Source organism: Acidimicrobiales bacterium, from assembly GCA_033344915.1.
In the GTDB taxonomy this organism is placed as follows: domain Bacteria; phylum Actinomycetota; class Acidimicrobiia; order Acidimicrobiales; family Aldehydirespiratoraceae; genus JAJRXC01.
Map to the genome: position 1 here is coordinate 2,959,011 of JAWPML010000001.1, position 22,976 is coordinate 2,981,986.

Genomic DNA, 22,976 nt, shown 5'->3' on the forward strand with positions numbered 1-22,976 from the left:
CCAACCTGACTCGCCGCTGAACGTCGGGGCCCCGCAGTCAGCATCCGGTCAGGCCCTCCGGCGCAGGATCGGCGTCGATGATCACCTGCGACCAGATCAGCGTCTCGTACGGCCGGACCATCGCCGCGGAACGCGTGACCTTCGACGTGGCCGCCGGCGAGATCCTCGGCCTGCTCGGGCCGAACGGTGCCGGCAAGACGAGCGTGATCCGCGCCCTCACCACGATCCTGGAGCCGACCGGCGGATCCGCAGTCATCGACGGGTGCCCGCTGACGGACGCGCCCGCCGTGCGATCGCGGATCGGCGTGCTTCCCGAGAGCAGCGGCTACCCGACCGCCCGCTCCGCCCACGAAGTGCTCTTGTTCCACGGACGCCTCTTCGGACTGGACCGCGCCGAAGCGTCGGCGCGAGCTGATGAACTCCTCCAGCGCGTGGGCCTTCGCGACCAACGCGACGCCCGGGTGTCGACCTTCAGTCGCGGGATGCGGCAACGGCTCGGGATCGCCCGCGCTCTCGTGAATCGCCCGCGAGCCCTCTTCCTCGACGAACCGACCCTCGGACTCGACCCCGCCGGCCAGCAGGAGATCCTCACCTTCCTGCGCGAGGACGCGATCGCCGGCGGCGGAGCGGTCGTGCTGTGCAGCCACCTGCTCGACGAGGTCGAACGCGTGTGCGACCGGGTGGCGATCATGCACGACGCCCGGGTCGTCGCGGCCGGCTCCGTCGCCGACGTGGTCGCGTCCGCCCGGGTCCTCGGTGGGGCACGGCTCGACGTCCGCCCGACGGCGGTCGCGACGACGGTCGCCGCCCTCAACGAAGTCGCCGGCATGCACGCGACCTGCGGGACGGGCTCCGCCGGACGTGTCGACGTGGACTTCAGGCCGAACGGACCCACGATGTCGGACCTCGCCCGCGAGCTCGGCGAACGGCGGCTCGACTTCACAGCCCTCGAGGCTCGCGGCGCCCGCCTCAGCGACGCGTTCCTCGAGCTCACGGGGGCGACCGGAGAGGTGCTGGCGTGGTGACCGGCCGGAGGGCGCCCGGCTGGCAGGTCGTCGCGGCCCAGGAGTTGCGCGACCTGTGGCGCTCCGCCAAGGGGCTCAGCGTGCTGTTCGGCTTCACCGTCCTGCTGAGTGCGATGGCCTACGCCGCCGCGAGCGACGCCGACCTGAACCTTCTCGACTCCCGCGAATCCGTCGGGCTGGTCGGCCAGGCAGCGATCGCCCTCGGCGCGCTGGCGGCGCTCGTGGTCAGCGCCGACGCCATCTCCGGCGAGCGCGAGCGGGGCACGCTCGAATCGATCCTGGTGACGCCGCTGGCCCGGCGCGATCTGGTGATCGGCAAGCTCGTCGCGGCCAGCACGATGTGGCTCGCGGCGGTGGCGGTCGCCATCCCCTACCTCGCGACGATGGGCCGGGGGCCGGGTATCTCGTTCGACGCGGTCCTGACGGTCGGTCTGGCCGGCTCGCTGGCCGCGGCCGCGCTCACGGCCCTCGGACTCGCGATCAGCGCGGTCAGCTACTCGAATCGAGCGAGTCTCGCCGCATCCGTGGCGCTGCTTCTTCTCCTCGCCGCGCCGAGTCAGCTCCCCGCCATCACGACGAAGAGCACCCTCGGCTCGATCCTCATCAGGGCGAACCCGGTCGCCGCGGGGATGCGGCTGACCGATCGGGTGCTCGTCAAGCAGCACAGCTGGAGTTCCCAGTGGACGCTCCTGCTCGCGCCGGCGATCGCTGCGGTCCTGTTCACGGTGCTCGCCGTGCGAATGTCACGGCGTCTCGAGCTCGGAGACTCGCGATGAGGGTCGCCCTCACCCGATCAGCCGGCGCCATGGCGATCCTCCTCACGACGCTGCTGTCGGTGGCCGCACCGGCCACCGCTGCCGAGCGGGTCGCCGTCGGGATCGATCCGCCCGCCTCCGATCTCCGCCTCGGCGACGCGACGACCCTCACCATCACCGTCACCAACAACGGCGACGCCCCGACCGGCCGCCTCGCGGTGCACATCGACGTGACCAGCCCGACCGGTTCCGGCTCGGTCGATCCGGAGGACTGGAGTGCGACGCTCACCCGCCGCATCGACAGCATCGAACCCGGCGCGAGTCGTCGACTCGACTGGCGCCTGCAACCGATCAGCGGTGGCCGGTTCGTCGCCTACGCGGTGGCGATCCCGGTGGACGACGGCACCGATGTCTTCGTGTCCAACGGCGTGACCATCACCGTCGAGGAACGGCGCTCGCTCAATCCGGAAGGTGTCCTGCCCGTCGCCATCGGAGCACCGGCGGTCGTGGGTGTTCTCCTGCTGAGCCGGGTGCGGCGCGGGAGGCAGCGATGAAGCCGAGGCTCGCGCGGGGACTCGTGTGCGGATGGGCCGTGTTCGCCGTGTTCGTCGCGCTGCTGCTCGGCGGCGTGATCGACTACGGCAGCGGGATCTAGCGGCCGCGCCCCGGCGCGTAGCGGTGGTCGGCCTCGGGGTTGTCCGCGGCCTGGATCCGGTCCTGCACGTCGGTCAGTTCCGCTCGTGCCTCACGGGAGTAGCGCGGGTCGGGCTTGACCTCGTCGCCGGGCAGCGGCGGAAGTCCGAAGCCCGAATACACGACCTTGCGGGGCCGTTCGACCGGCGGATGGGCCCGGTGCAGCGTGTCGCTGCAGTGCACCGTGACGTCGCCGGTCGCCGTCTCGAGCATCCGGGGCCGCAGGTCCAGGTCGCGGTCGCGCATGGTCGCGATGGTGTTGGCACGGTGCGATCCGGGGATCACGCCGAGCGCGCCGCTCACCCGGTCGGCCCCCGTCACCGAGATCCCGCACGTCATGCCACTGCACACGTAGGAGTGGCGGCCCTGCCCGCAGTCCTTGTGCCACGGGAGATCACTGAGGCCCTTGACGATGCCGAGCGGCTTCACCAGTCCTTCCGCGCCGCCCTTGTGTTCGTGTCCGTCACCGGTCAGGTCCTTGAGCCACTGGTAGCGCTCGGACTCGACGAGGTCACGCAGCGCCTCCGACTTCTCGTAGAAGAAGAGCACGCGTACCGCCTGGTCGACGCCGTCCTCGTCTGTTGCCCACCAGGACTCGCCGTCATCGGGCGTGGCCCGTTCGATCCAGGTGTCGATGTCGTCGGCCACCGCCGCCATCTCCGCCTCGTCGAACACCCCCCGGATGTGGAGGAACCCGGCTTCGGCGAGGAAGTGGCCGATCTCCTCCTTGTCGTCCTCCGGCGTGAACGAGCGGTCGAGGTCGAGCGGTTCGCCGTCGAGACCGACGAAGTCGACATCGCCGGATTCGTGGACCTTGCGGCCGTCGAGCAGGGCCCGCAGGATCGGCTCCCAGAGAATCCACGCGTTGATGTCGCCGGCGGTCAGCTGCACCCGCGAGGTCATCGCGAGACCCATCGTCGACTGGCTGTCCTGCACCAGGTCGGAGAGGGCGTCCGCGCCCATCTCCGCGACCACGCCGGCGTCGTCGAGACCGGCCACCATCGTCATCGTGGAGCCTTCGGTCCGCAAGGTGATCGACCGATCGTCGACGCAGAGGCCGAGCGCCGGCGCGTTCTTGTAGGTCGCCCCCCGCCCGGCGAGATCGGCGTGGGTCGCGAGCGCCGTCGGGATCAGGTCGTCGAAGACCTCGTCGCGGGCGAGCTCACGGACGTCCTTCTGGAGCCGAGTGCGCTGATCGATCGACATGGATGGCCTCCTCGAGTGCCTCCATGGTCGCTCACCCGAGGACGGACCCGCCACTCTCGAGGCGAGCGGTCAGCAGCGCAGCGAGCTCGGCCCGGTGATGGCGCGCGTCGCCGAACGAGACCTGATCGAGCTGGGCCCGCTTGAGGTACCGGTGGACGTCGGCCTCCCAGGTGAACCCGATGCCGCCGTGCACCTGGAGCGCCGACTCCGCGACCCGTACCCCGGCGTCGCTGCACCAGACCTTCGCCGTGGCGGCGGCCACCGCCGCATCCGGATCATCCGCGCCGATTGCCCATGCTGCGTGGAACACCGCCGAGCGCATTCCCTCGACGTCCACCAGCATGTCCGCGCACCGGTGCTTGACCGCCTGGAAACTGCCGATCGGCCGCCCGAACTGCTCTCGCTCCTTCGCGTACTCGACGGCCAGCGTCATCACCGCCTCGGCGCTGCCGAGCATCTCCGCGGCGTGGAACACCGCGCCACGACGCCGGTGGGCCGCCACGGCGTCGGCCCCGCCGATCACGGTGGCGGGCGCATGATCGAGATCGATCCAGGCGAGCTGTCGCGTCCGGTCCATAGCCGGCTCGGCCACCCGATCCACACCGGCCAGATCGACGACCACGAGTTCGTCCCCCGCCGGCACCACCAGGAGGTCCGCGACCGCGCCGTAGACCACGGGCTCCGGACGCCCGGATGCCGTGCCGTCGTCGTTGCGGGCGATCGAGCGATGGGCGACGGCGGCGACGGTGTCGCCGGCGAGCAGCGAGGGCAACGACACCGATTCGGGCAGCGCCGCGATCGCGGTGAGCTGTTGGAGCAGGGGCACGGGCGCGAGGTGGGCACCCGCCTGCTCGAGCAGGACGGCGATCTCGACGACGCCGAGACCGAGCCCGCCGAGCCGCTCGGGTACGGCGATGGCCGTCCATCCCTGTTCGACCATGGACGCCCACAGCTCGCGATCGAAGCCGTCCGCCGCGGCGCGCACGCGTTCGATCGAACACTCGGCATCGAGCAGATTCGCAGCGGCATCACGCAGGGCCACCTGGTCAGGCGACAGATCGAAGTCCATCGAGGCCGCATCGTAGGACCCCGCTGCGTTTCCTGACAGTTCTCGCAGTTCTTGGTAGACCCGCGGCGTGGATCTCACGCCGACCGCGGATCAGGACGCGTTCCGGGCGGAGTGCCGCGCCTGGCTCGAGGACAACCTGCCCTGGGCGTACGGGGTCGGCCTGCCGCCCCTGTTCGACGACCTCGCCGAGGAGGTCGCCTTCCTGCGTGATTGGCAGGCGAAGCTCGCCGAGGCGGGGCTCGTCGGCGTGACCTGGCCGAGCGAGTACGGCGGTCGGGACGCAACGCCCCTCGACCACTACATCGTGCAGGAGGAACTCGCCCGGGCCCGCGCCCCCGAGCTGGTCGGCCGCATCGGCGTCAACCTCGTCGGCCCGACCCTGCTCGCCCACGGCACCGCGGAGCAGAAGGCCCGCTGGCTCCCGAGCATCCTCGGTGCCGACCAGCTCTTCTGCCAGCTCTTCAGCGAGCCGGATGCCGGCAGCGATCTCGCCGCGGTCAAGACACGGGCGACGCGGGTGGACGGCGGCTGGCTCCTCGACGGGCAGAAGGTGTGGACCTCCTACGCCCAGTTCGCCGACTGGGGCCTCTGCCTCGCCCGGACCGATCCGGAAGCCCGCAAGAACAAGGGGATCTCGGCGTTCATGGTGGACATGGCGGCGCCCGGTATCGACATCCGCCCGTTGCGGCAGATCACCGACGAGGCGGACTTCAACGAGGTGTTCTTCGACGAGGTGTTCGTCGCCGACGATCAGCTCATCGGCCCCGAGAACGGCGGGTGGGGTGTCTCCGGGTCGACCCTCACGCACGAGCGGGGCACGAACCCGCGCCAGTTGGTGATCCACTCGCAGCTGCTCGACGAGCTGTACCGCCTGGCGACGGACCGCGGCCTCACCGCCGACGTCCGCACCGAGCAGGACCTGGCACAGGCATTCGTCGAGCTGCGGCTGTTCCAACTCCAGAACTGGCGCTCGCTCAGTCGGCTCCAGCACGGTCGCGAGCTCGGGCCGGAGGCGGCAACGGCGAAGCTCTACTGGAGCGAGATGAGTCAGCGGTTGCACGCGACCGCGATGCGGGTCCTCGGCGACGAGGCGCCGCTGTGGCGAGGGGCCGCCGACAACCCGGCCGACGGGCGGTGGCAGCGGTCGTGGCTCTACTACCGGGCAGCGTCGATCTTCGCGGGCACGAACGAGATCCAGCGCAACATCATCGGTGAACGCACGCTGGGGCTTCCCCGCGAACCCCGCTGAAGGGGCTCAGGACTCGAGCGCGGCCTTCACTCGGCCCAGGGTCTTCCCCATGCCGGCCACCATCGCCTTGCGGCGGCTCCCGAACGCGTTGTACATGACTCGCTTGATTCCCGTGGTCGGCGGGTGGGAGAACGACTGGACCACGCGGGTGCCGTCGTCGACGGCGGAGAAGTCGAAGCGCCACGTCGTCGTGTCCTCCGTGACGAACTCGAAGACGACTCCTTCCTTGAAGGCGGTCACCTCCGAGACGGTGGTCCACTTCTTGAGTGTGATCGGCCCGAGCGCCGCGAGATTGTCTCCCTCGAACGTGGCGCCGACGCCTCGGCCGTCGCCGAGCCAACGGCACGCCACGGTCTCCGGGCTCCACTCCCCCATCCGGGTGATGTCGGCGATCGCGGCGAACACCTCAGCGGGTGGGCGCCCGATCGTGATCTCGCTGCGGCCGGTCGTCGTGTCGGTCATGGCACGAAGTCTCGCGCCGATCCGGCGCTACCGTTCGATCGCGCTGACGTCGACGACGCGGTCCGCGGGCCAGAGAAGGTTCGTGATCGCACCGGCGGGTGCGGGGCGGGCGTAAAGGTAGCCCTGGGCGTAGGTGCCGCCGACGGAGAGGAGTTGTTCGTGCTGCTCGGCGGTCTCGACGCCCTCGGCGATCACGGTCAGGCCCATCGTGCGGCCGAGACCGAGCACCATCGCGGCGATGGAGGACTCGGCGTTGCCGTTGGCGAGCTCCTCGATGAAGCGCCGATCGATCTTCACGATGTCGACGGGCATGTCCCGCAGGTAGGTGAGCGACGAGTAGCCGGTCCCGAAGTCATCCAGCGCGATCTGCACGCCCGTTCGACGCAGTCGAGTCAGGTTGTCGATCGCCGCCTGGGCATCGGTGACCAGCACGCTCTCCGTCACCTCCAGGGTGAGCGAGGACGGTGATGCTCCTGCGGCAGCAAGCGTGTCCAACACGGTGTCGACGATCGTGGGATCCATGACTTCACGGGCGGAGAGGTTCACGGCGATCCGCGGCGACCCGCCGCTGCGAGTACTCCAGTCGACGATCTGGCGGGCGACCTCCCGCAGGACGACGCGACCGATGTTGGTGACGAGACCGGTTTCCTCTGCCGTCGGGATGAACTCGGCGGGAGGGATGAAGCCGCGGGTCGGATGCTCCCACCGCACCAGCGCCTCGGCCCCCTCGAACTCACCGGAGACCACGTTCACGATGGGCTGGTAGTGGACCTCCAGCTCGTCGTTGTCCAGCGCGTGGCGGAGTTCCGTGTGGAGACGGTGACGGGAGCGCACCTTGTCGCGCATGGCGCCGTCGAACACGGCGACGCGACCGCGCCCACCGGTCTTGGCCGCGTACATGGCGACGTCCGCTTGACTCACGAGGTCGTTGGCGCTCACCCCGGGCTCGTCGCCGAGGGCGAGACCGACGCTCGCACCGACATAGGTGACGTGGTCGCCGAGTCGGAACGGGCTCTCCAGCTCGCGGATGATCCGGCGACCGAGCGCGACCAGCTCGTGGGGATCGTCCGTCGTCATCGCCATCACGACGAACTCGTCGCCACCGAAGCGGGCGAGAAGATCGCCGTCGCGGATCGCGTTCTTCAGCCGAGCCGTGACCAGCTTGAGGAGTTCGTCACCGGCCGCGTGGCCCCACGCGTCGTTGACCACCTTGAATCGATCCAGATCGATGAAGAGGACGGCCGGGATCTCGTCGTCCACCCGTTCGGTCGCCGACGCGAGGACCTGGTCCAGCTCCGACAGGAAGAGCTCCCGGTTCGGAAGACCGGTCAGACCGTCGTAGTGGGCGGACTCCCAGAGCCGACGCTCGAAGTCCACCGCCTCGGAGACGTCGCGCACGAGCACATGGAACCGCACGTTGTCGTCGATCTCGACCCGACTGAGCGAGATTCGCAGCGGCACCCGCTCGCCGGTGTCGCGGCGGGCGTACAGACCGAGGACCTCCTCCTCGCGGTTCCAGATCCACTCGACGAGGTTCGCACGCTCGGGGTCCACGTCGTCGCCGAGTGAGCTCACGCCGAAGTGATGGCTGAAGGGTTGTCCCTCGATCGCCGACGCCGGGCACCCCAGCAACGCCGCGGTCGCGGGATTGACCGACTCGATGATCCCTGCCCTTGAACAGGTCATGATGCCTTCGGCCGCGTGGTCGACGATCGACCGCACATTCGCATCGCTCGCCTCGAGCTGCGCGTTGACCTGCTCGAGTTCGCGGATGCGGAGGGCCTCGACCTCGTTGGCGTGCACGAGTGTGTCGGTCATCGTGGTGACCGCCGACGCGAGCGCGCCGATCTCGTCCCGGGTGGTGATGTCCGCCCGCGCCGCGAGGTCGCCCTCGGCAACGCCGACGGCGGCCTCGGTGAGGCGCTGGATCGGCTTCGAGATACGGCGCCCGAACAGGACGGCCAAGCCGATCACGAGGAGTGCGCCGATGAGGGTGGCGCCCACCAGCGTCGTCCGGAACGACGCCATGCCGGCGAGCGCTTCCGCCCGGTCCATCTTCACGACCACCGCCCAACCCGGCCCGTCGACCGTGCGGGTGACGGCGAGAACCGACTGGGCGCGATAGTCGGGCACACCGTCGAAGCGCTGCTCGTGGCCGGCGAGGGCGAGCGTGATCGGCGCCTCCGTGGCGGACGCCGGAATCACCAGGTCGAGAACCGCGCCGTCCGTGAAGCGGAGCGGGGCGATGAACTCGGCGCCGCCGGACTCGTGCCGTTGCGCGACCGACGTCTCGCCGGTCTCGCTCAAACCGTCGTAGTTGGTGGCGAGCGCCGTGATCGCATCGATCGACGTCTCGATGATGATGCAGCCGACCTCCACGCCGTCGACGACGACGGGAGTGGCACTCATCACGACCGGATCACCGTCGGCCCCCTCGACGACGACACCCTCGAACCCACCCTCCATGGACAGGAGGTCGCGGACGTCGTTGACGCGATCGACGGCGGAGGCGTCGCTGCCGGCGATCACGTTGTTGCCGGTGTCGAGGACGGCGACCGACTCGAGCCGTTCGATCTCCTCGACGGCCTCGACGAGCGCGGACTCGATGTCCGCGGACACCATCGTGAGTCCGTTGCGAACCGCCGTCTGGGTCACGAGGATCTCGGCGATCTCGCGATCGGCGTTGATGATGGCGTCGAGCTGACCGACTTGGGCGGCGGCGATTCCCTCCAGCCGCTCGAACGCACTCTCGAGGGCCAGGGACTCCTGTTTGGCGTCCGAGACGAGGCCCACGATCGCCAGCGGGGCGAGCGCGGCGACCAGCACCGCGGCGGTCATCTTCGTGCGAATGGAACGTCCACCCGCTGTCATTGCCGGACCGGCGCGCCGCGTTCCCATGTGTTCATATCGGCGGAAACTCGCAAAATCGAGATAGGCCGTATCGCCCAACCTCGCCGGGCCTGCCAGCATGGAGCGATGAGCGACCTACGGACCATCACCTACGAGGTCGACGGAATGATCTGCACGATCACTCTCGATCGACCCGACGTGGCGAACGCGCAGGACACGCAGATGATCGACGAGATCGACGAGGCGTTCGATCGGGCCGATGCCGATGACACCGTGCGCGTGGTGATCCTCGCCGCCAACGGCAAACACTGGTCGGCCGGCCACGATCTGAAGGCCCTCGTCGGCGATACCGAACCGGACCAGTGGCGCCAGATGCGCGACACGCCCGAGGGGAAATGGCAGCACGAGAAGGTCATGTACTTCGACCGCTGCCTGCGCATTCGTGACTTCCGCAAGCCGACGATCGCCGCCGTGCAGGGCAAGTGCATCGCGGCGGGGGTCATGCTCGCCTGCATGTGCGACATCATCGTCGCGAGCGACGACGCCTCGTTTCAGAACCCCGTGCTGCGGATGACCGGTGCGGGGGTCGAGTTGCTCGTCGAGCCGTGGGAGATGCCGGCCCGCAAGGCGAAGGAGTTCCTGCTCGCGGCGGAGACCTTCACCGCCCAGGAGGCCGAGCGGCTCGGCATGGTCAACCGCGTCGTCCCCCGCGACGAGCTCACAACGGCAACGCGGGAGCTGGCCGACCGGATCGCGCTCGTCCCCCCGGCCACGGCGCAGGTCGTGAAGCGGTCGATCAACAAGACGCTCGACCTCCAGGGTCAGCGCGACGCGTACGACTACCACTTCCAGGCGCATCACTGGATGCACAACACGTCGACCGCGCTGGAGGCGCTGGAGGCCCGGCAGGCCAAGGGGTCGATGAAAGAGGTGTTCGCGGAGCACCGGGACGAAGAGACGTCCCGGTGACCGACCGCGATCTCAACCCTCGGTGATTCCCGCCCGGATCGCGGCAACGACCTCGTCGGGCACCTCGCTCATGCCGTGGACGGTCGCGGCGTGCTCGGCGGCGGCCGCCAACACCTCGTCGTCGGTGGCGCCGGTTACGACGCCGTCACATCCCTCCACCACGGTTCCACACGCGAACTGCTTCATCTGACACTCCTGTCTGTTTGCGGCTCGACGGAGTGCGATCAGGCCGGCCGTGCCATCGCCCGCGCCTCGTGGGCGCCGAGATCCATGTCGTGGACCTCTTTCGCGTGCGTTCGTGCTTCCTCGACCGCTCGGTCGAGATCGCCGCCACGCAGCACCGTGCCGCAAGGACACTCGATGACGTGTTCGGACATGCTCGCTACCTCCGTGTGCGACGCTACGAGCACCCTATTGGCGACGGATTGGCGAATCCTTGGTACGAGTCTTCCTCACCGGCCGGCTCACGGTCGTGGGCGCCGACGGGTCCTTCGACGAAGCCGATCTGCCCGGCACCCAGGGGCGGGTGGCATTCGCCGCGCTCGCGCTACACCACGATCCGCTTGCCCGTGATGACCTCGCGGATCTCGTCTGGGACAACGACACGCTGCCGGGCGCATGGAGCCAGGCGCTGAACTCGATCGTAAGCAAGGTGCGTCGCCTGTTGACGTCGATCGGCGTCGACGGGCGGGCCGCCCTTCGCCAGGTGGGCGGCTCGTATCAACTCGTCGTTCCGAGCGACTGGTGGATCGATGCCGAGGACGCCGTGCGGCGCCTCGACCGGGCTGAAGGCGCGGCCCGGCACGGCGACTGGAAGGCTGCGGCAACCGACGCCACCGTCGCCGCGTCGATCTTCCGGCGCCCCTTTCTCACGGGAAGCGAGGGTCTGTGGGTCGAGCGGGAGCGGGCGCGGCTGCGCAATGCGCAGTACCGAAGCCACGAGGTCCTCGCCGAGAGCTGGATCGAGCAGCACGACCCGGGACTCGCGGCGACGATCGCCCGCCAGGCGATCGAGCTGGACCCTCTGCGCGAGAGCGCGTACCGGCTCGCGATCCGCGCCGAGCTCGCACGGGGTGATCGCGCCGCCGCCGCGCTCGTGTTCCGGCGCTGCGAGCAAACGCTGCGCGACGAACTCGGCATCACGCCGTCGGCGGACACCCGTCACCTCCGGGATCAGCTCGGGCCGTGACAGACTCCGGATCGTGAGCGCACGACGACCACTCGAAGGCCTCCGGGTCCTCGATCTGGGGACCCGGATCGCGGCGCCGTTCTGTGCCGGGTTGCTCGGCGAGCAGGGCGCCGAGGTGATCAAGATCGAGCAGCCCCAGGGTGGCGACCCGCTCCGGGACCTGGGTCCGTTCGTGGAGACCGATGAGGGTCCGTACTCGCTGTACTGGGCGGTCGAGGGCCGCGGCCGCCAGTCGGTCACCCTCGACCTCCGCACCGAGGAGGGCCAGGCGATCTTCCGCGATCTCGCCGCCGCGTCCGACGTCGTGTGCGAGAACTTCCGCCCCGGCACGCTCGAACGTTGGAACATCGATCCTTCCCGACTCGACCCGCGGCTCGTCACCGTGCGCATCAGCGTGTTCGGCCAGGACGGCCCCAAGTCGCTGCGCCCCGGTCTCGATCGCAACGGTGTCGCCTACGGCGGCCTGCTCCACCTCACCGGCGAACCGGATCGACCCCCGGTCCGGCCCGGCGTGACGGTCACCGACTACCTCACGGGCGTGTTCGCCGCTCAGGCCGCGCTGGCGCTCCTCTACGAGCGCGACGCCAAAGGGTCCGGCGTGGGCGGCGTCATCGACGCGTACCTCTACGGCTCGGCGCTGCGCATCCTCGAATGGTCGATCGCCGCCTACGACAAGCTCGGGATCGTCCGCACCCGCACGGGCAACCGGCTCGAGCACTCGGCGCCACTCGACAACTACCCGAGCAAGGACGGTCGCTACGTCTGCATCGTCGCCGCCGCCCAGAACAACTTCGAGCGGCTGTGCGCGGCGATGCAACGACCGGATCTCCTCACGGACGATCGCTACGCCACCCCGCAGGCCCGCGCCGCGAACAACGCGGCGATCAACCAGGTCGTGACCGACTGGGCCGCCGAGCTGACCGCCGCGGAGATCGAGGCGCGCTGTGTGGCCGAGGACGTGCCGGTCGGCACGGCCTACGACGCGGCGGACCTGAGCAGCGACGAGCACGTGCTCGCCCGCGGCGACATCCTCACGGTCGACGACCCGGTGATCGGCTCGGTCCGCCAGCAGGCCCCGTTTCCACGCCTCGCCGGCGAACCCCACCCGCAACCGACTGGCGCGCCCCGGCTCGGCGCCGACACCGATCGGGTGCTGCGCGAGGTCCTCGGATACGACGCCGATCGGCTCGCCGATCTCCGCGAGCGTGCGGTGATCTGACCCCGGCAACAACGACCTTGGTCGAGAATCGGTTGGAGGGGGTCTCCTCAACCGCCGCCAGGACGTTTCCGATGGGTGAGATGATGCCGTCGATGGCCGACCCCCACGAGCCTCCGCACCCGCTCGATCGGGCAGTCGTCGCCGCGCGCTCGGGCGAGTCGACCGGGTTCGACACGCTGTACCGCCGGTTGGCCGGCCCCATCACCGCGTTCGCCCGAACCCGAGGCGCGGCTGACCCCGAGGGCGTGTGCAACGAGACATTCCTGCGCGCGTTCCGGTCGATCCGCGAGTTCGAAGGTGACGGCGCCGCTTTTCGTCGCTGGTCGTTCTCGATCTGTCGCAACCAGCTGATCGACGATCATCGCCGGCGTCAGCGCCGCCCCGACGAGGTCCTCGCCGAGCCGCCGGTCATCACACAACCTTCGGCGGAGGACGCGGCGCTCGAGCAGCTGGCCGGCACCGACGTCGGCCGCATCCTGCGCGAGCTCACGGACGAGCAACGCGAAGTGATCGTCCTTCGCCTCGTGGCCGATCTCTCGCTCGCTGACACCGCCGAGATCGTGGGCCGACCCGTCACCGCCGTGAAACGACTCCAGGCTCGCGCCCTCAAGCGCCTGCAGTCGGAAATTCTTCGCCAGGAGGTCTCCTGATGTCGTTCGACGACGTTGACGGGGATGACATGACCCCCGACGACCTCTCCGCCGAGCAACTCGCTGCGCTTCTCGACGTCGACCCCGATGCGTTCCCCGGTCACCCGGTGGCCGACGCGCTTCGGGCGGCCCGAGTCGAGCTCGCGAGTCAGCCGGCGCCGACACCGAACGCGGCGTTGGCGGAGTTCCTCGACGTGGGTCCGGTCGCCCAACCCTTCCCCCCGTCTGCACGAGTCGACGAGGTCCTCGACCTCGACGCGGTCGCCGACACACACGCCAGGAGACCAGCCTTGATCAGTACCATCACCACCTTCGTGGGCACCTTCGCCGGAAAGGTGATCGTCGGCACGACGGTTGCCGCCGCATCCGTCGGCGGAGTTCACGCCACCGGTGTCGTCGACGTCCCGGGTCTGCCCGAGATCGACGATCCGGTCATCGTCGAGATCGAAGACGAGGACGACATGGACGATCTGGTCGAAGAGGTCGAAGACCAACTCGAGGCCCTCGAGGACGACGCAGACGATCAGGACGACGGGTCCGACCACGACGAGTCCGACGACGACGAGTCCGACGAGTCCGACGACAGCGACCACGACGACGACTCCGACAACAACGACTCCGACGACGACGAGTCCGACGACGACAACGACGAGTCCGACGACGACGACGAGTCCGACGACGACTCCGACGACGAGTCCGACGAGGACGACAGCGATCACGACGACTCCGACTCCGACGACGACGACGACTCCTCCGACGACGACTCCGACGACGACTCCGACGACGACGACTCCGACGACTCCGACGACGACTCCGACGACGACGACTCCGACGACGAAGAGGAGTGATCCTCAGCCGTCGGCGGTCTCATCCTCCGGCGGCTTCCTCTTCCCGATCCGCACATACACCTCATCCGGAATGTCGGTGGGCCGGCGGTACACATGGTGTACGCACGGCTCACCGGCGCGTTCGGGCGGAAACTCCACCGACGTCAGCCGGCCCGTCGTCTCGACGGCCTGCATCTCGTTGTTGACCGAGCAGTGGGCGCAGTACACCCACATCGAGTCGCGCCCGAAGGTGCGGGGGCCGGCCTCCTGCAGCACGAGCAGCGCGTCGTCACCCTCGTAGGCACCCGAGTCCACCAGCCAGCCGCCGGAGCCGCAGCGAAACGACATGACGATCTTCTCGTCGTCCTCGGTGATGTCAACGTCCGCACCGTTGGCGAGCATCGCCCGGGCCACGACCTTCGCCCGCACCTCCGCCGGTACGGACCACCAGTCATTCTCGGGTAGCGCACGCGCCGCGAGGTTCCGCTCACCGAACCGGCGCAGGGCATCCTCGACGGCCGCCTCACCCTGCGTCTCGCCGATCCTGGACAGCAACTCTGCGATCCAGCGGATCGAGTACTGCTTGAGCTCACGAGCCTGACGCTCCGCCCGCTCGACCTGGTCGGCGGCACGACCGACATCCCCGGCGTCGAGCGCGGCCCGGGCCTGGGCGAAGTGAGAGCTGCGGTCGATGCCATCGGAGGGCGTTGTCATCTCGTGATCGTCGCACCCGCACCGGAACCGCGCCACGGCTCCGACCGATCAACGAAGGAACTCGGACAACTCCACGACGCGACCTTCGTCGATCGAGCGGTGCGCCGCGGCGCCGATCGCGACGGAGAGCAGTCCGTCCTCGAGCGTGACCTCCGGATCCGTCCCCTCGAGGATCGCGTCACGGAACCGGAGGTGCTCGAGGTACGACGAGCCGTCGTGGTGCCCCTCGTAGGCGACACGGTCGTCGTGCACCTCGTGGGTCTCGACGCTCCCCATCCAGTGCTCGCCCCGGCGACCGATGCGCACGAGCGGGTGGGGCACGTAGGTCTCCACCTTGCCCTTCTCACCGACGACGCTCAGCTGCTCCTGGTCGTGGGTCGCCTCGGCGAACATGCAGAGGTCGAGCATGCCCCGTCCCCCGTCGTCGAACTCCACGATCACGAAGGCGTTGTCGAGGATGTCGGGCACCTCGCCGTCGTAGCTCTCGTCGAGATGGTTCACGTCCTGGGCGCCGCTGGCCATGACCCGCACGGGCGAGCCGGGCATGATCCGGCACATGAGGTCGAAGAAGTGGCACGTCTTCTCGACGAGCGTGCCCCCCGTGTTGCGGGAGAAGCGGTTCCAGTCGCCGACCTTGCGCAGGAACGGGAACCGGTGCTCGCGGATCGCGACCATGCGGGGAACGCCGACGGTCCCGGCGTCGACCTCGGCGATCAGCCTGGAGATCTGCGGGATGTAGCGGTACTCGAGGCCGACCCAGGTGAGCGCGTCGCGTCCCTCGGCCAGGTCGAGCACCGTGTAGCAGTCCTCGACCGTGGTGCACAGCGGCTTCTCGACGAGGAGGTGGAGATCCGTCGCGAGGAGATCGCGGAGCACGTCGATGTGGGTCATGTTGGGCGACGCCACGACGACCGCATCACAGACGTCGTCCTCGATCAGTTGCGTGTGGTCGGCATAGACCGCGGCGGCGGGAGCGAGCGTCGCGGCGGCGTCGCGACTGCCGTCGTCGGGATCGGCGACGGCCGTGATCTCGGTGCCGTCCACATGGAGGAGATTGTTGATGTGCTCGATGCCCATCATCCCGGTGCCGACGATTCCGTATCGCAGGGTGGTCATGACATCTCCTGATCGAGCCGGAAGGCACTTCCGAAGTCCGGATACCTTACGGGCGATGACGGACTCGCTGATCAACCCCGGCCCCCGATCCCTCGGCCCCTTCGAAGTGGGTCCGCTCGCGTTCGGGTGCTGGCGCCTCACCACCGACTCGGTGGACGACGCCCGCGCTCTCGTCGAGTCCGCCCTCGACCTCGGCATGAACCTCGTCGACAACGCGGACGTCTACGGGTTCGACTGGGGCGGTTCCGGGTTCGGGGCGAACGAGGACCTCCTGGGCCGGGTGCTCGCGTCCGCCCCCGGCCTGCGGGACCGGATGGTCCTCGCCACGAAGGGCGGGATCACGCCGCCGGTCCCCTACGACTCCAGCGCCGCCTACCTCGAGGCCGCGTGCGACGCGAGTCTCGCCCGGCTCCGGACCGACGTGATCGACGTGTACCAGATCCACCGACCGGACCTGCTCACGCATCCGGCGGAGGTCGCCGCCGCGCTCGCGGGCCTTCGGGAGAAGGGCAAGATCCGCGAGGTCGGGATCTCCAACCACACCCCCGCGCAGCACGAGGCGCTCGCTGCCCATCTGCCGTTCCCGCTGGTCTCGACCCAGCCGGAGTACTCGCCGGCGGTGCTCGATCCGCTGCGGGACGGCACGTTCGATCTCTGCATGCGCGACGGCGTGGTCCCACTCGCCTGGAGTCCGCTCGGCGGCGGCCGCCTGCTGTCCGGCGAGGGCGTCCGCCTCGAGCTGATCGCGACCCTCGACGAGCTCGCGGAACGCGAGGGCGTCGACCGCGCCGCGATCTGCATCGCCTTCGTGCTCGCCCATCCGTCCTCACCGGTCGCGATCCTCGGGACACAGACGCCGGCCCGTCTGGAGGCAGCGACGGCGGCGCTCGGAGTCACCCTCAGCCGCGCCGACGTGTACCGCGTGATCCAGGACAGTGAAGGCGCGCCCCTCCCGTGAGCGGCGCGCGTGATCCGGTCGAGATCAGCTGGTTCGGCGCCCTGTGTGACGACGACTACGAGTTCCTGGGTGTACCCGAGCCGGCGCTCGCCAGCTCGTGGGACCACTGCCGCGACATCGTCCAGACGGCGGACCGCAACGGGTTCGACAACGTGCTGCTGCCGTCCGGGTACCAGCTCGGTATCGACTCGACGGCGTTCGCCGCGGCCATTGCGACCCACACCGAGCAGATCCACCTCCTGCTCGCGGTCCGGATCGGCGAGATGTGGCTGCCCCAGCTCGCGCGTCAACTGGCCACGATCGACCAGATGGCCGGCGGGCGGCTGACGATCAACATCATCAGCTCGGACATGCCCGGTCAGTCGCTCGACTCCGAGCCCCGCTACCGCCGCACGGTCGAGTACATGCACGGCCTGCGGACGCTGCTCGACGGCGGCCGCCTGGAGCAGCACGGGGACTTCGTGGACGTCGATCTCGATCCGCCCCGGATCGCGACGGTGAACCCGGGCTGCCCGCCGATGTACTTCGGTGGCTTCTCCGAGGCTGCCAAGGAGTGCGCCGCGGAGGCGGCCGACGTGTTCCTGACCTGGCCCGACACCGTCGCAGCGGTGGCGGAGACGATCACCGACATGCGCGCCCGCGCCGCTCGGTTCGACCGCGAGCTGCGCTACGGCCTGCGGGCCCACATGATCGTGCGCGAGACCGAGGCCGAAGCGAGAGCCGCCGCCGATCGACTCGTCTCGCGGCTCGACGCCGAGACGGGCGAGGCGATCCGTCAGAAGTCACTCGACACGGCATCCGTCGGGGTGTCGCGCCAGTCCGCCCTACGGGAGGAGGCCGACGACGACGGCTACGCCGAGGCGAACCTCTGGACCGGCGTGGGTCGGGCCCGGAGCGGGGCCGGCGCGGCGATCGTGGGCGACCCCGACCAGGTCGTCGCCAAGCTCCGGGCGTACCAGGACGTCGGCGTCGACGCCTTCATCCTCTCCGGCTACACCCACATCGCCGAATGCGACCTCGTCGCCCGCCACGTCCTCCCCGCCATCGACCACGCCCCCCTCCGGTAGTTGAGACGCCGGGGTCAGAGTCCCGTCCCACCTTTGCGGATCGGAGATGAGACGGGACTCAGAGGCCGGCGTCTCACCTGTCCGATCTCAGAGGCGTTCGATGAGGGTGCCGGTGCCGAGGCCGCCGCCGCAGCACATCGAGATGAGGCCCCAGGTGCCGTCGGTGCGCTCGAGTTCGTGGAGTGTCTTGGTGGTGAGGATGCAGCCGGTGCCACCCAGCGGGTGACCGAGGGCGATCGCACCGCCGTTCGGGTTCGTCTTCTCGAGGTCGGCGCCGGTGGTCTTGGCCCAGGCGAGGACCACCGCGGCGAACGCCTCGTTCACCTCGAACACGTCCACGTCGTCAATCGAGATCCCCTCGCGGCTCAGCACCCGCTCGGTCGCCGGAATCGGCCCCTCCAGCATGAGGACCGGGTCGCAGCCGACCAGCGCGGTCTGAGCGATCCGCGCCTTGGGCTTCAACCCGAGTTCCGCCGCCTTCTCGGCCGACATCAGCAACACCGCGGCGGCGCCGTCGGAGATCTGTGACGACGAGCCGGCGGTGTGGATGCCGTCCTCCCGGGCGACCGGCTTCAGATTCGCGAGCGCCTCGAGGCTGGTGTCGCGAGGGACCTCGTCACGGGCGAACTCGACGGTCTCGCCGGTCTTGGTGCCCTCGTCGTCGACCACGACCGCGTCGATCGGCACGATCTGCGTCTCGAACCGGCCTTCGGCCCACGCCTTCGCCGCCCGCTCCTGGGACTCGAGGCCGAAGCGGTCGGTGTCGTCGCGGGTGATGCCGTACTTCGTCGCCATTCGCTCGGCCCCCTCGAACTGCGACGTGAACTCGTAGTGCTCGAAGTAGGACCGGCTGACCGGGCGCCCCGGCCCGTTGGCGGTGTTGGACCCGACCGGCAGCATCGTCATCACCTCGACGCCGCAGGCGAGCACCACGTCCTCCACCCCCGACGCGATCAGGGAGTAGCCGAGATTGACGGCGTGCTGGCTCGACCCGCACTGGGAGTCGACGGTCGAACACGCCGTGTTCTCGTCGCCCCCGTGGCTGAGCCAGGCCGTGCGGGTGATGTTCATCCCCTGGGCGCCGATCTGGTTGATACACCCGCCGACGACCTGGTCGACGTCGCTGCTGTCGATGCCGGCCCGCTCGAGCGCCGCCATCTGCACGGGCCCCAACAGGTCGGCCGGGTGGGTGTGACCGAGCGTGCCGTTCTTCTTGCCCACGGCGGATCGGACGGCTTCGACGATGACGACGTCGGTCATGAAAGTGCTCCTCTTCGGCGAACGGGACCCAGCGTGATCCGCAGTGAACGTGAACGCAAGGCGAGCGGGTTCTACGCTGGTATGCCATGACTGCCGTCGACACGCCCGATCTCCCCGACCAGCAGGAGATGGACGAGTCCATCAAGCTCATCACGGACAACGCCGACCGGGTGTTCTCCTGGAAGTACGACCGCGAGCGCGATCAACTCGTGACGCTCTACAACCGGGCGATGGCGTCGCAGTGGGACTCCGTCAACGATCTCGACTGGGCCACCGAGGTGGACCCCGAGTACCTCGTCCAGACGACCCAGAAGGACAATGCGACCGTCGCCATGGCCCGCGCGGCCAAGAACCTTCCCGGTTCACCCTTCGCCAACTGGTCCGAGCAGCAATTCACCGAGCTGTCGATCGAGTCGCTCAAGGCCACGCTCAGCCAGTTCATGCACGGCGAGCAGGGCGCCATGATGGTCGCTGCGAAGATCTGCGAGACCGTGCCGTGGATCGACGCGAAGTACTACGCCGCGACCCAGACGATGGACGAGGCCCGCCACACCGAGGTGTTCGCCAAGTACCTCCAGACGAAGCTCGGTGACCCGTACCCGATGAGCCCGTTCCTGGAGGAACAGATCCAGGTGCTCGTGGAGGACAGCCGCTGGGACATCGCGTATCTCGGCATGCAGATCATCATCGAGTCGCTCGCCCTCGCCGCCTTCGGCCAGATGCTGCGGGTGACCGAGGAACCGCTCCTGCGCAAGCTCCTGCGCTACGTGCTGTCCGACGAAGCCCGCCACGTCGCCTTCGGCATCCTGTCGCTCGGGGAGTTCTACGAGGGCCTGACCGAGGCGGAGCTCAAGGATCGCCAGGAGTTCATGGCGGAGAACACCATCCGCAACCGCACCCGCTCCACCACGCCCGAGATCTGGGAGCGGATGAACATGAACGTCGACGAGGTGCGTCCCTTCCTCATGGAAGCCGCAGCGACGCTCGACCGCTCGTACTTCACGACCTTCCAGGCCGGCTTCTTCGCGAAGCTCGTGCCGAACACCCGCCGCCTCGGCCTGCTCGACGCCAACGACGGTCTGCTGCGCCGCCAGTGGGGCGAGGCCGGGCTGATGGAGTACGAGTTCGCCGACTCGACGGCGGAGGACTACGACACCTACGACGCAGTCGCGCAGGATCGCGCCGCGGCCGGGTGACTGCAGCCCTTTCCCCGGAGATCATCGACGCGTTTCGCCGCGATGGTGCGGCCGTCGTGCGCGGCGCGCTGTCCGACGAATGGCTCCGGCTCCTCGCCGCCGGGGTGGAACACAACCGCACGAATCCGAGCGACTGGTCGCACTGGTACACGCGCGGTGACGAGGCCGTCGGCTTCTGGACCGACTACGTCACCTGGCCGGAGGTGGAGCCCTACCGCCGCGTCGCGTTCGAGAGCGGCCTCGCGGAGATGGCCGGCCGGTTGATGGGTTCCGAGACCGTTCGCTTCTTCCACGAGCACGTGCTGGTGAAGGAGCCGGGTGCCGCCGAGCGCACTCCCTGGCACCACGACCAGCCGTACTACTGCATCGACGGCGACCAGAACGTCAGCATGTGGATCGCATTGGACCCCGTACCGGACGAGACCGCGATGCGGTTCATCGCCGGGTCCCATCGCTGGGATCGCTGGTTCGTGCCCCGCATGTTCGTGGACTCGACGCCCTACGTCACCGACCCCGGCGATCGCTACGAGCTCGTCCCCGATCTCGATGCCGAGCTCGACGATCACGACGTCGTCGGCTTCGCCGTCGAACCGGGCGACGTCGTCTGCTTCCACTACCGCACGCTGCACGACGCGCCCGGCAACACGCTCGCGTCACGACGCCGGGCCGTCTCGCTGCGTTGGCTCGGTGACGACGCGGTGTTCGCCGAACGGCCGTGGCCGGTGTCGCCGCCCTACGAGGCCGACGGTCTCGTGGTGGGCGGACCGTTGGACGACGACCCCCGGTTCCCGGTCGTCGTCGGCTGAGTCAGACCATCTCGGGGGGCGGGGCCGGATCCACGAGCGCGCGCCGCCAACGGGTCCGATCGTCCAGTGTCTGGATGAGATCGAAGCCGAGCCGACGGAGCACGGCCTCGCTGGCGGTGTTGCCGAGCGTGACGCCGGCGTAGATCTCGTCGATGCCGAGGGCGCGGGCGTGGTCGAGCACGGCGCGGCCGGCGGTGGTCACGTAGCCCCTCCCGGTCGCGTCTGCGGCGAGCCAGTAGCCGAACACCGCCTGGCGGGTGCCGAGGTCCACGAGATCCATGCGGCCGACAATCTCGTCGTCCACGACCAGGACGAACCAGTGGTCGAAGCGGTTCTTCGCCGCGAGCTTCTCCGCCAGCTCCTCGACGCTCAGGTCCTGATCGAACACGTCGCCCTGGACGGACAGGTGGTCGTGGTTCGCGGCGAGCACGGCATGGAGGGCCTCGGCATCGCCGGCCCCGAGAGGCCGCAGCGTCAGTCGGGGATCCGACGTCGTGAGCAGTGTCATCGCCTCATCCGGTCGGCGGCGGGCTGAACCCGATCAGGCCGCCGGCGCGGTGGCGATCAGCTCCACGCTCGGGCCGTGCTCGGCCGCGAGCGGGGCGAGCGCGTCGAGGTCGAAGCCATAGACGTCGGCCGCGTTCTCCGACAGGATCCGGCGCACGTCGGCCGGATCCTTGTCGTGGAAAGCCCGTTGCAGCGCCGCCTGGGTGTTCGGGTAGCACCCCTCGTCGTGGGGGTAGTCGCTCCCCCACATGATCTTGCCGACGCCGATCGCGGCCAGCTCCTCATCGGTCATCGGCGGGATCTGTGACGCGACATAGCAGTTCTCCGCCCAGTACTCGCTCGGCTGGCGGGGAATGGCCTGATCGGGATCGAAACCCAGCTCGCCCATCTTCCCGGAGCGGACTCCCATCGCCATCATGTCGAGCATGCGGATCGCATCGGGCACCCAACCCGCACCCTGCTCGGTGAGCACCAGCTTCAGGTCGGGGTGGCGTTCGAACACGCCGCCGATGATCAGGTGGGTCAACGCGCGATGGGCGAACCAGCCCTGCTCGATGATCCAGATCACGCTGCCGGCCGGTTCGTCGCCGTAGTCCGGGCTGGCCGATCCGGTGTGGTGGTTCATCACGACGTCGAGGTCGGCGCAGAGCTGCCAGATCGGTTCGTACGTGCTGTGGTGGAGGCCGGGAAGTCCGGAGTCCTCCGGGGCGCCGGGGATGAGGACGCCGCCACGCAGACCGTTCTCGGCGATGAACCGGATGTCGTCGAGCGCGTCGTCGACGTCGTTGAGGAAGATCTGTCCGATGCCGGCCCGCCGCTCGGGATGCTCGGCACACCACTCGGCCAGCCATCGATTGTGGGCTCGGATTCCGGCGAGCCGCTGCTCGTAGTCGTCGGCCGTCGGCGGTCTCGAAACGAGGGAGCTCGTCGGGAAGAACGGCGGCACGGTGTTGGGGAACACGACCTCGGCGACGACACCCTGCCCGTTCTGCTCGGAGATGCGCTGCTCGTTGTCCCAGTTGCGGGTGCGCTTGGTGTTGGTCTTCTGCAGATCCCGGAAGGGGTTGCTGTACGCGCCGCGCCACGCATCGAAGTCCTCGTGCCACTTGGCTTCGAGATAGTCCTTGTAGGTGTCGATCGCGGCCCCGGCGTGGCAGTCGCTCGAGATGACGGTGTAGCGCTCGCTCAT

Annotated in this window: 24 protein-coding genes; 13 read left to right on the forward strand and 11 right to left on the reverse strand. The window is 69.1% G+C overall.

What is annotated here, in order from left to right; genetic code table 11:
* Nucleotides 1-77 precede the first annotated feature (77 nt).
* From R8F63_14190 to R8F63_14200, 3 genes are read left to right on the forward strand one after another with little or no spacing between them, the layout of a single operon-like run.
* Entirely contained in the window at nucleotides 78-1,025 is a 948-nt protein-coding gene (locus R8F63_14190; GenBank protein MDW3219760.1) for an ABC transporter ATP-binding protein, read from the forward strand.
* Nucleotides 1,022-1,801 (forward strand): ABC transporter permease subunit, encoded by a 780-nt coding sequence (locus tag R8F63_14195; GenBank protein MDW3219761.1) that lies wholly within the window; start codon nucleotides 1,022-1,024, stop codon nucleotides 1,799-1,801. The genes R8F63_14190 and R8F63_14195 overlap by 4 nt, the downstream gene beginning before the upstream one ends.
* Nucleotides 1,798-2,334: a hypothetical protein gene (locus R8F63_14200; protein MDW3219762.1), complete on the forward strand. Its 537-nt coding sequence runs from the start codon at nucleotides 1,798-1,800 to the stop codon at nucleotides 2,332-2,334. The genes R8F63_14195 and R8F63_14200 overlap by 4 nt, the downstream gene beginning before the upstream one ends.
* A gap of 97 nt (nucleotides 2,335-2,431) precedes the next feature.
* Here the strand turns inward: R8F63_14200 and R8F63_14205 are convergent, their stop codons facing one another.
* Nucleotides 2,432-3,679 (reverse strand): phytanoyl-CoA dioxygenase family protein, encoded by a 1,248-nt coding sequence (locus tag R8F63_14205; GenBank protein ID MDW3219763.1) that lies wholly within the window; start codon nucleotides 3,677-3,679, stop codon nucleotides 2,432-2,434.
* A 31-nt stretch (nucleotides 3,680-3,710) separates the two neighbouring features.
* Nucleotides 3,711-4,748, reverse strand: a complete 1,038-nt coding sequence (locus R8F63_14210) for an acyl-CoA dehydrogenase family protein (GenBank protein ID MDW3219764.1) — start codon at nucleotides 4,746-4,748, stop codon at nucleotides 3,711-3,713.
* 67 nt (nucleotides 4,749-4,815) lie between these two features.
* On the opposite strand from R8F63_14210, the gene R8F63_14215 reads away from it, so the two are divergent.
* Nucleotides 4,816-5,997 carry an acyl-CoA dehydrogenase family protein gene (locus R8F63_14215; GenBank protein MDW3219765.1) on the forward strand — a complete coding sequence of 394 codons (1,182 nt, stop codon included), beginning with the start codon at nucleotides 4,816-4,818 and terminating at the stop codon, nucleotides 5,995-5,997.
* 6 nt (nucleotides 5,998-6,003) lie between these two features.
* On the opposite strand, the gene R8F63_14220 is transcribed toward R8F63_14215, so the two are convergent.
* Together R8F63_14220 and R8F63_14225 are read right to left on the reverse strand one after the other, a co-directional pair.
* Nucleotides 6,004-6,459: an SRPBCC family protein gene (locus R8F63_14220; protein MDW3219766.1), complete on the reverse strand. Its 456-nt coding sequence runs from the start codon at nucleotides 6,457-6,459 to the stop codon at nucleotides 6,004-6,006.
* Between the two features lie 27 nt (nucleotides 6,460-6,486).
* Nucleotides 6,487-9,297, reverse strand: a complete 2,811-nt coding sequence (locus R8F63_14225) for an EAL domain-containing protein (protein ID MDW3219767.1) — start codon at nucleotides 9,295-9,297, stop codon at nucleotides 6,487-6,489.
* 138 nt (nucleotides 9,298-9,435) lie between these two features.
* Here R8F63_14225 and R8F63_14230 point away from each other — a divergent pair, with 138 nt between their 5' ends.
* On the forward strand, nucleotides 9,436-10,278 hold the full coding sequence (locus R8F63_14230) for an enoyl-CoA hydratase (protein ID MDW3219768.1): 843 nt from the start codon (nucleotides 9,436-9,438) through the stop codon (nucleotides 10,276-10,278).
* A gap of 12 nt (nucleotides 10,279-10,290) precedes the next feature.
* Here R8F63_14230 and R8F63_14235 read toward each other — a convergent pair whose 3' ends face one another.
* Nucleotides 10,291-10,464, reverse strand: coding sequence for a DUF1059 domain-containing protein (locus R8F63_14235; GenBank protein ID MDW3219769.1), 174 nt, complete (start codon nucleotides 10,462-10,464; stop codon nucleotides 10,291-10,293).
* A 38-nt stretch (nucleotides 10,465-10,502) separates the two neighbouring features.
* Nucleotides 10,503-10,655 (reverse strand): hypothetical protein, encoded by a 153-nt coding sequence (locus R8F63_14240; protein MDW3219770.1) that lies wholly within the window; start codon nucleotides 10,653-10,655, stop codon nucleotides 10,503-10,505.
* Between the two features lie 59 nt (nucleotides 10,656-10,714).
* On the opposite strand from R8F63_14240, the gene R8F63_14245 reads away from it, so the two are divergent.
* The 4 genes from R8F63_14245 to R8F63_14260 all read left to right on the forward strand — a co-directional run bounded on the left by R8F63_14245 (nucleotide 10,715) and on the right by R8F63_14260 (nucleotide 14,184).
* Nucleotides 10,715-11,467, forward strand: coding sequence for a bacterial transcriptional activator domain-containing protein (locus tag R8F63_14245; protein ID MDW3219771.1), 753 nt, complete (start codon nucleotides 10,715-10,717; stop codon nucleotides 11,465-11,467).
* Between the two features lie 13 nt (nucleotides 11,468-11,480).
* The gene (locus R8F63_14250) at nucleotides 11,481-12,686 is read left to right on the forward strand and encodes a CaiB/BaiF CoA-transferase family protein (GenBank protein MDW3219772.1); all 1,206 of its coding nucleotides are present in this window, start codon (nucleotides 11,481-11,483) and stop codon (nucleotides 12,684-12,686) included.
* 92 nt (nucleotides 12,687-12,778) lie between these two features.
* On the forward strand, nucleotides 12,779-13,336 hold the full coding sequence (locus R8F63_14255) for a sigma-70 family RNA polymerase sigma factor (GenBank protein MDW3219773.1): 558 nt from the start codon (nucleotides 12,779-12,781) through the stop codon (nucleotides 13,334-13,336).
* Between the two features lie 29 nt (nucleotides 13,337-13,365).
* The gene (locus R8F63_14260) at nucleotides 13,366-14,184 is read left to right on the forward strand and encodes a hypothetical protein (protein MDW3219774.1); all 819 of its coding nucleotides are present in this window, start codon (nucleotides 13,366-13,368) and stop codon (nucleotides 14,182-14,184) included.
* A 3-nt stretch (nucleotides 14,185-14,187) separates the two neighbouring features.
* Here R8F63_14260 and R8F63_14265 read toward each other — a convergent pair whose 3' ends face one another.
* A complete protein-coding gene (locus R8F63_14265) occupies nucleotides 14,188-14,877 on the reverse strand; it encodes a hypothetical protein (protein ID MDW3219775.1) in 690 nt (229 codons plus the stop codon).
* Between the two features lie 48 nt (nucleotides 14,878-14,925).
* Entirely contained in the window at nucleotides 14,926-15,993 is a 1,068-nt protein-coding gene (locus tag R8F63_14270) for a Gfo/Idh/MocA family oxidoreductase (GenBank protein MDW3219776.1), read from the reverse strand.
* 55 nt (nucleotides 15,994-16,048) lie between these two features.
* On the opposite strand from R8F63_14270, the gene R8F63_14275 reads away from it, so the two are divergent.
* Both R8F63_14275 and R8F63_14280 read left to right on the forward strand, forming a co-directional pair.
* Complete coding sequence (locus tag R8F63_14275; GenBank protein MDW3219777.1) at nucleotides 16,049-16,951, forward strand: aldo/keto reductase; 903 nt, start codon at nucleotides 16,049-16,051, stop codon at nucleotides 16,949-16,951.
* Nucleotides 16,948-18,018, forward strand: coding sequence for an LLM class flavin-dependent oxidoreductase (locus tag R8F63_14280; protein MDW3219778.1), 1,071 nt, complete (start codon nucleotides 16,948-16,950; stop codon nucleotides 18,016-18,018). The genes R8F63_14275 and R8F63_14280 overlap by 4 nt, the downstream gene beginning before the upstream one ends.
* Before the next feature lie 87 nt (nucleotides 18,019-18,105).
* Here the strand turns inward: R8F63_14280 and R8F63_14285 are convergent, their stop codons facing one another.
* A complete protein-coding gene (locus R8F63_14285) occupies nucleotides 18,106-19,278 on the reverse strand; it encodes a steroid 3-ketoacyl-CoA thiolase (GenBank protein MDW3219779.1) in 1,173 nt (390 codons plus the stop codon).
* Nucleotides 19,279-19,364: 86 nt separating this feature from the next.
* Here R8F63_14285 and R8F63_14290 point away from each other — a divergent pair, with 86 nt between their 5' ends.
* Nucleotides 19,365-20,474, forward strand: coding sequence for a ferritin-like domain-containing protein (locus tag R8F63_14290; GenBank protein ID MDW3219780.1), 1,110 nt, complete (start codon nucleotides 19,365-19,367; stop codon nucleotides 20,472-20,474).
* Entirely contained in the window at nucleotides 20,471-21,280 is an 810-nt protein-coding gene (locus tag R8F63_14295; protein ID MDW3219781.1) for a phytanoyl-CoA dioxygenase family protein, read from the forward strand. Before R8F63_14290 ends, R8F63_14295 begins: the two co-directional genes overlap by 4 nt.
* Nucleotide 21,281: 1 nt before the next feature.
* Here R8F63_14295 and R8F63_14300 read toward each other — a convergent pair whose 3' ends face one another.
* Together R8F63_14300 and R8F63_14305 are read right to left on the reverse strand one after the other, a co-directional pair.
* Nucleotides 21,282-21,788 carry a GNAT family N-acetyltransferase gene (locus R8F63_14300; GenBank protein MDW3219782.1) on the reverse strand — a complete coding sequence of 169 codons (507 nt, stop codon included), beginning with the start codon at nucleotides 21,786-21,788 and terminating at the stop codon, nucleotides 21,282-21,284.
* Between the two features lie 33 nt (nucleotides 21,789-21,821).
* Entirely contained in the window at nucleotides 21,822-22,976 is a 1,155-nt protein-coding gene (locus R8F63_14305; GenBank protein ID MDW3219783.1) for an amidohydrolase family protein, read from the reverse strand.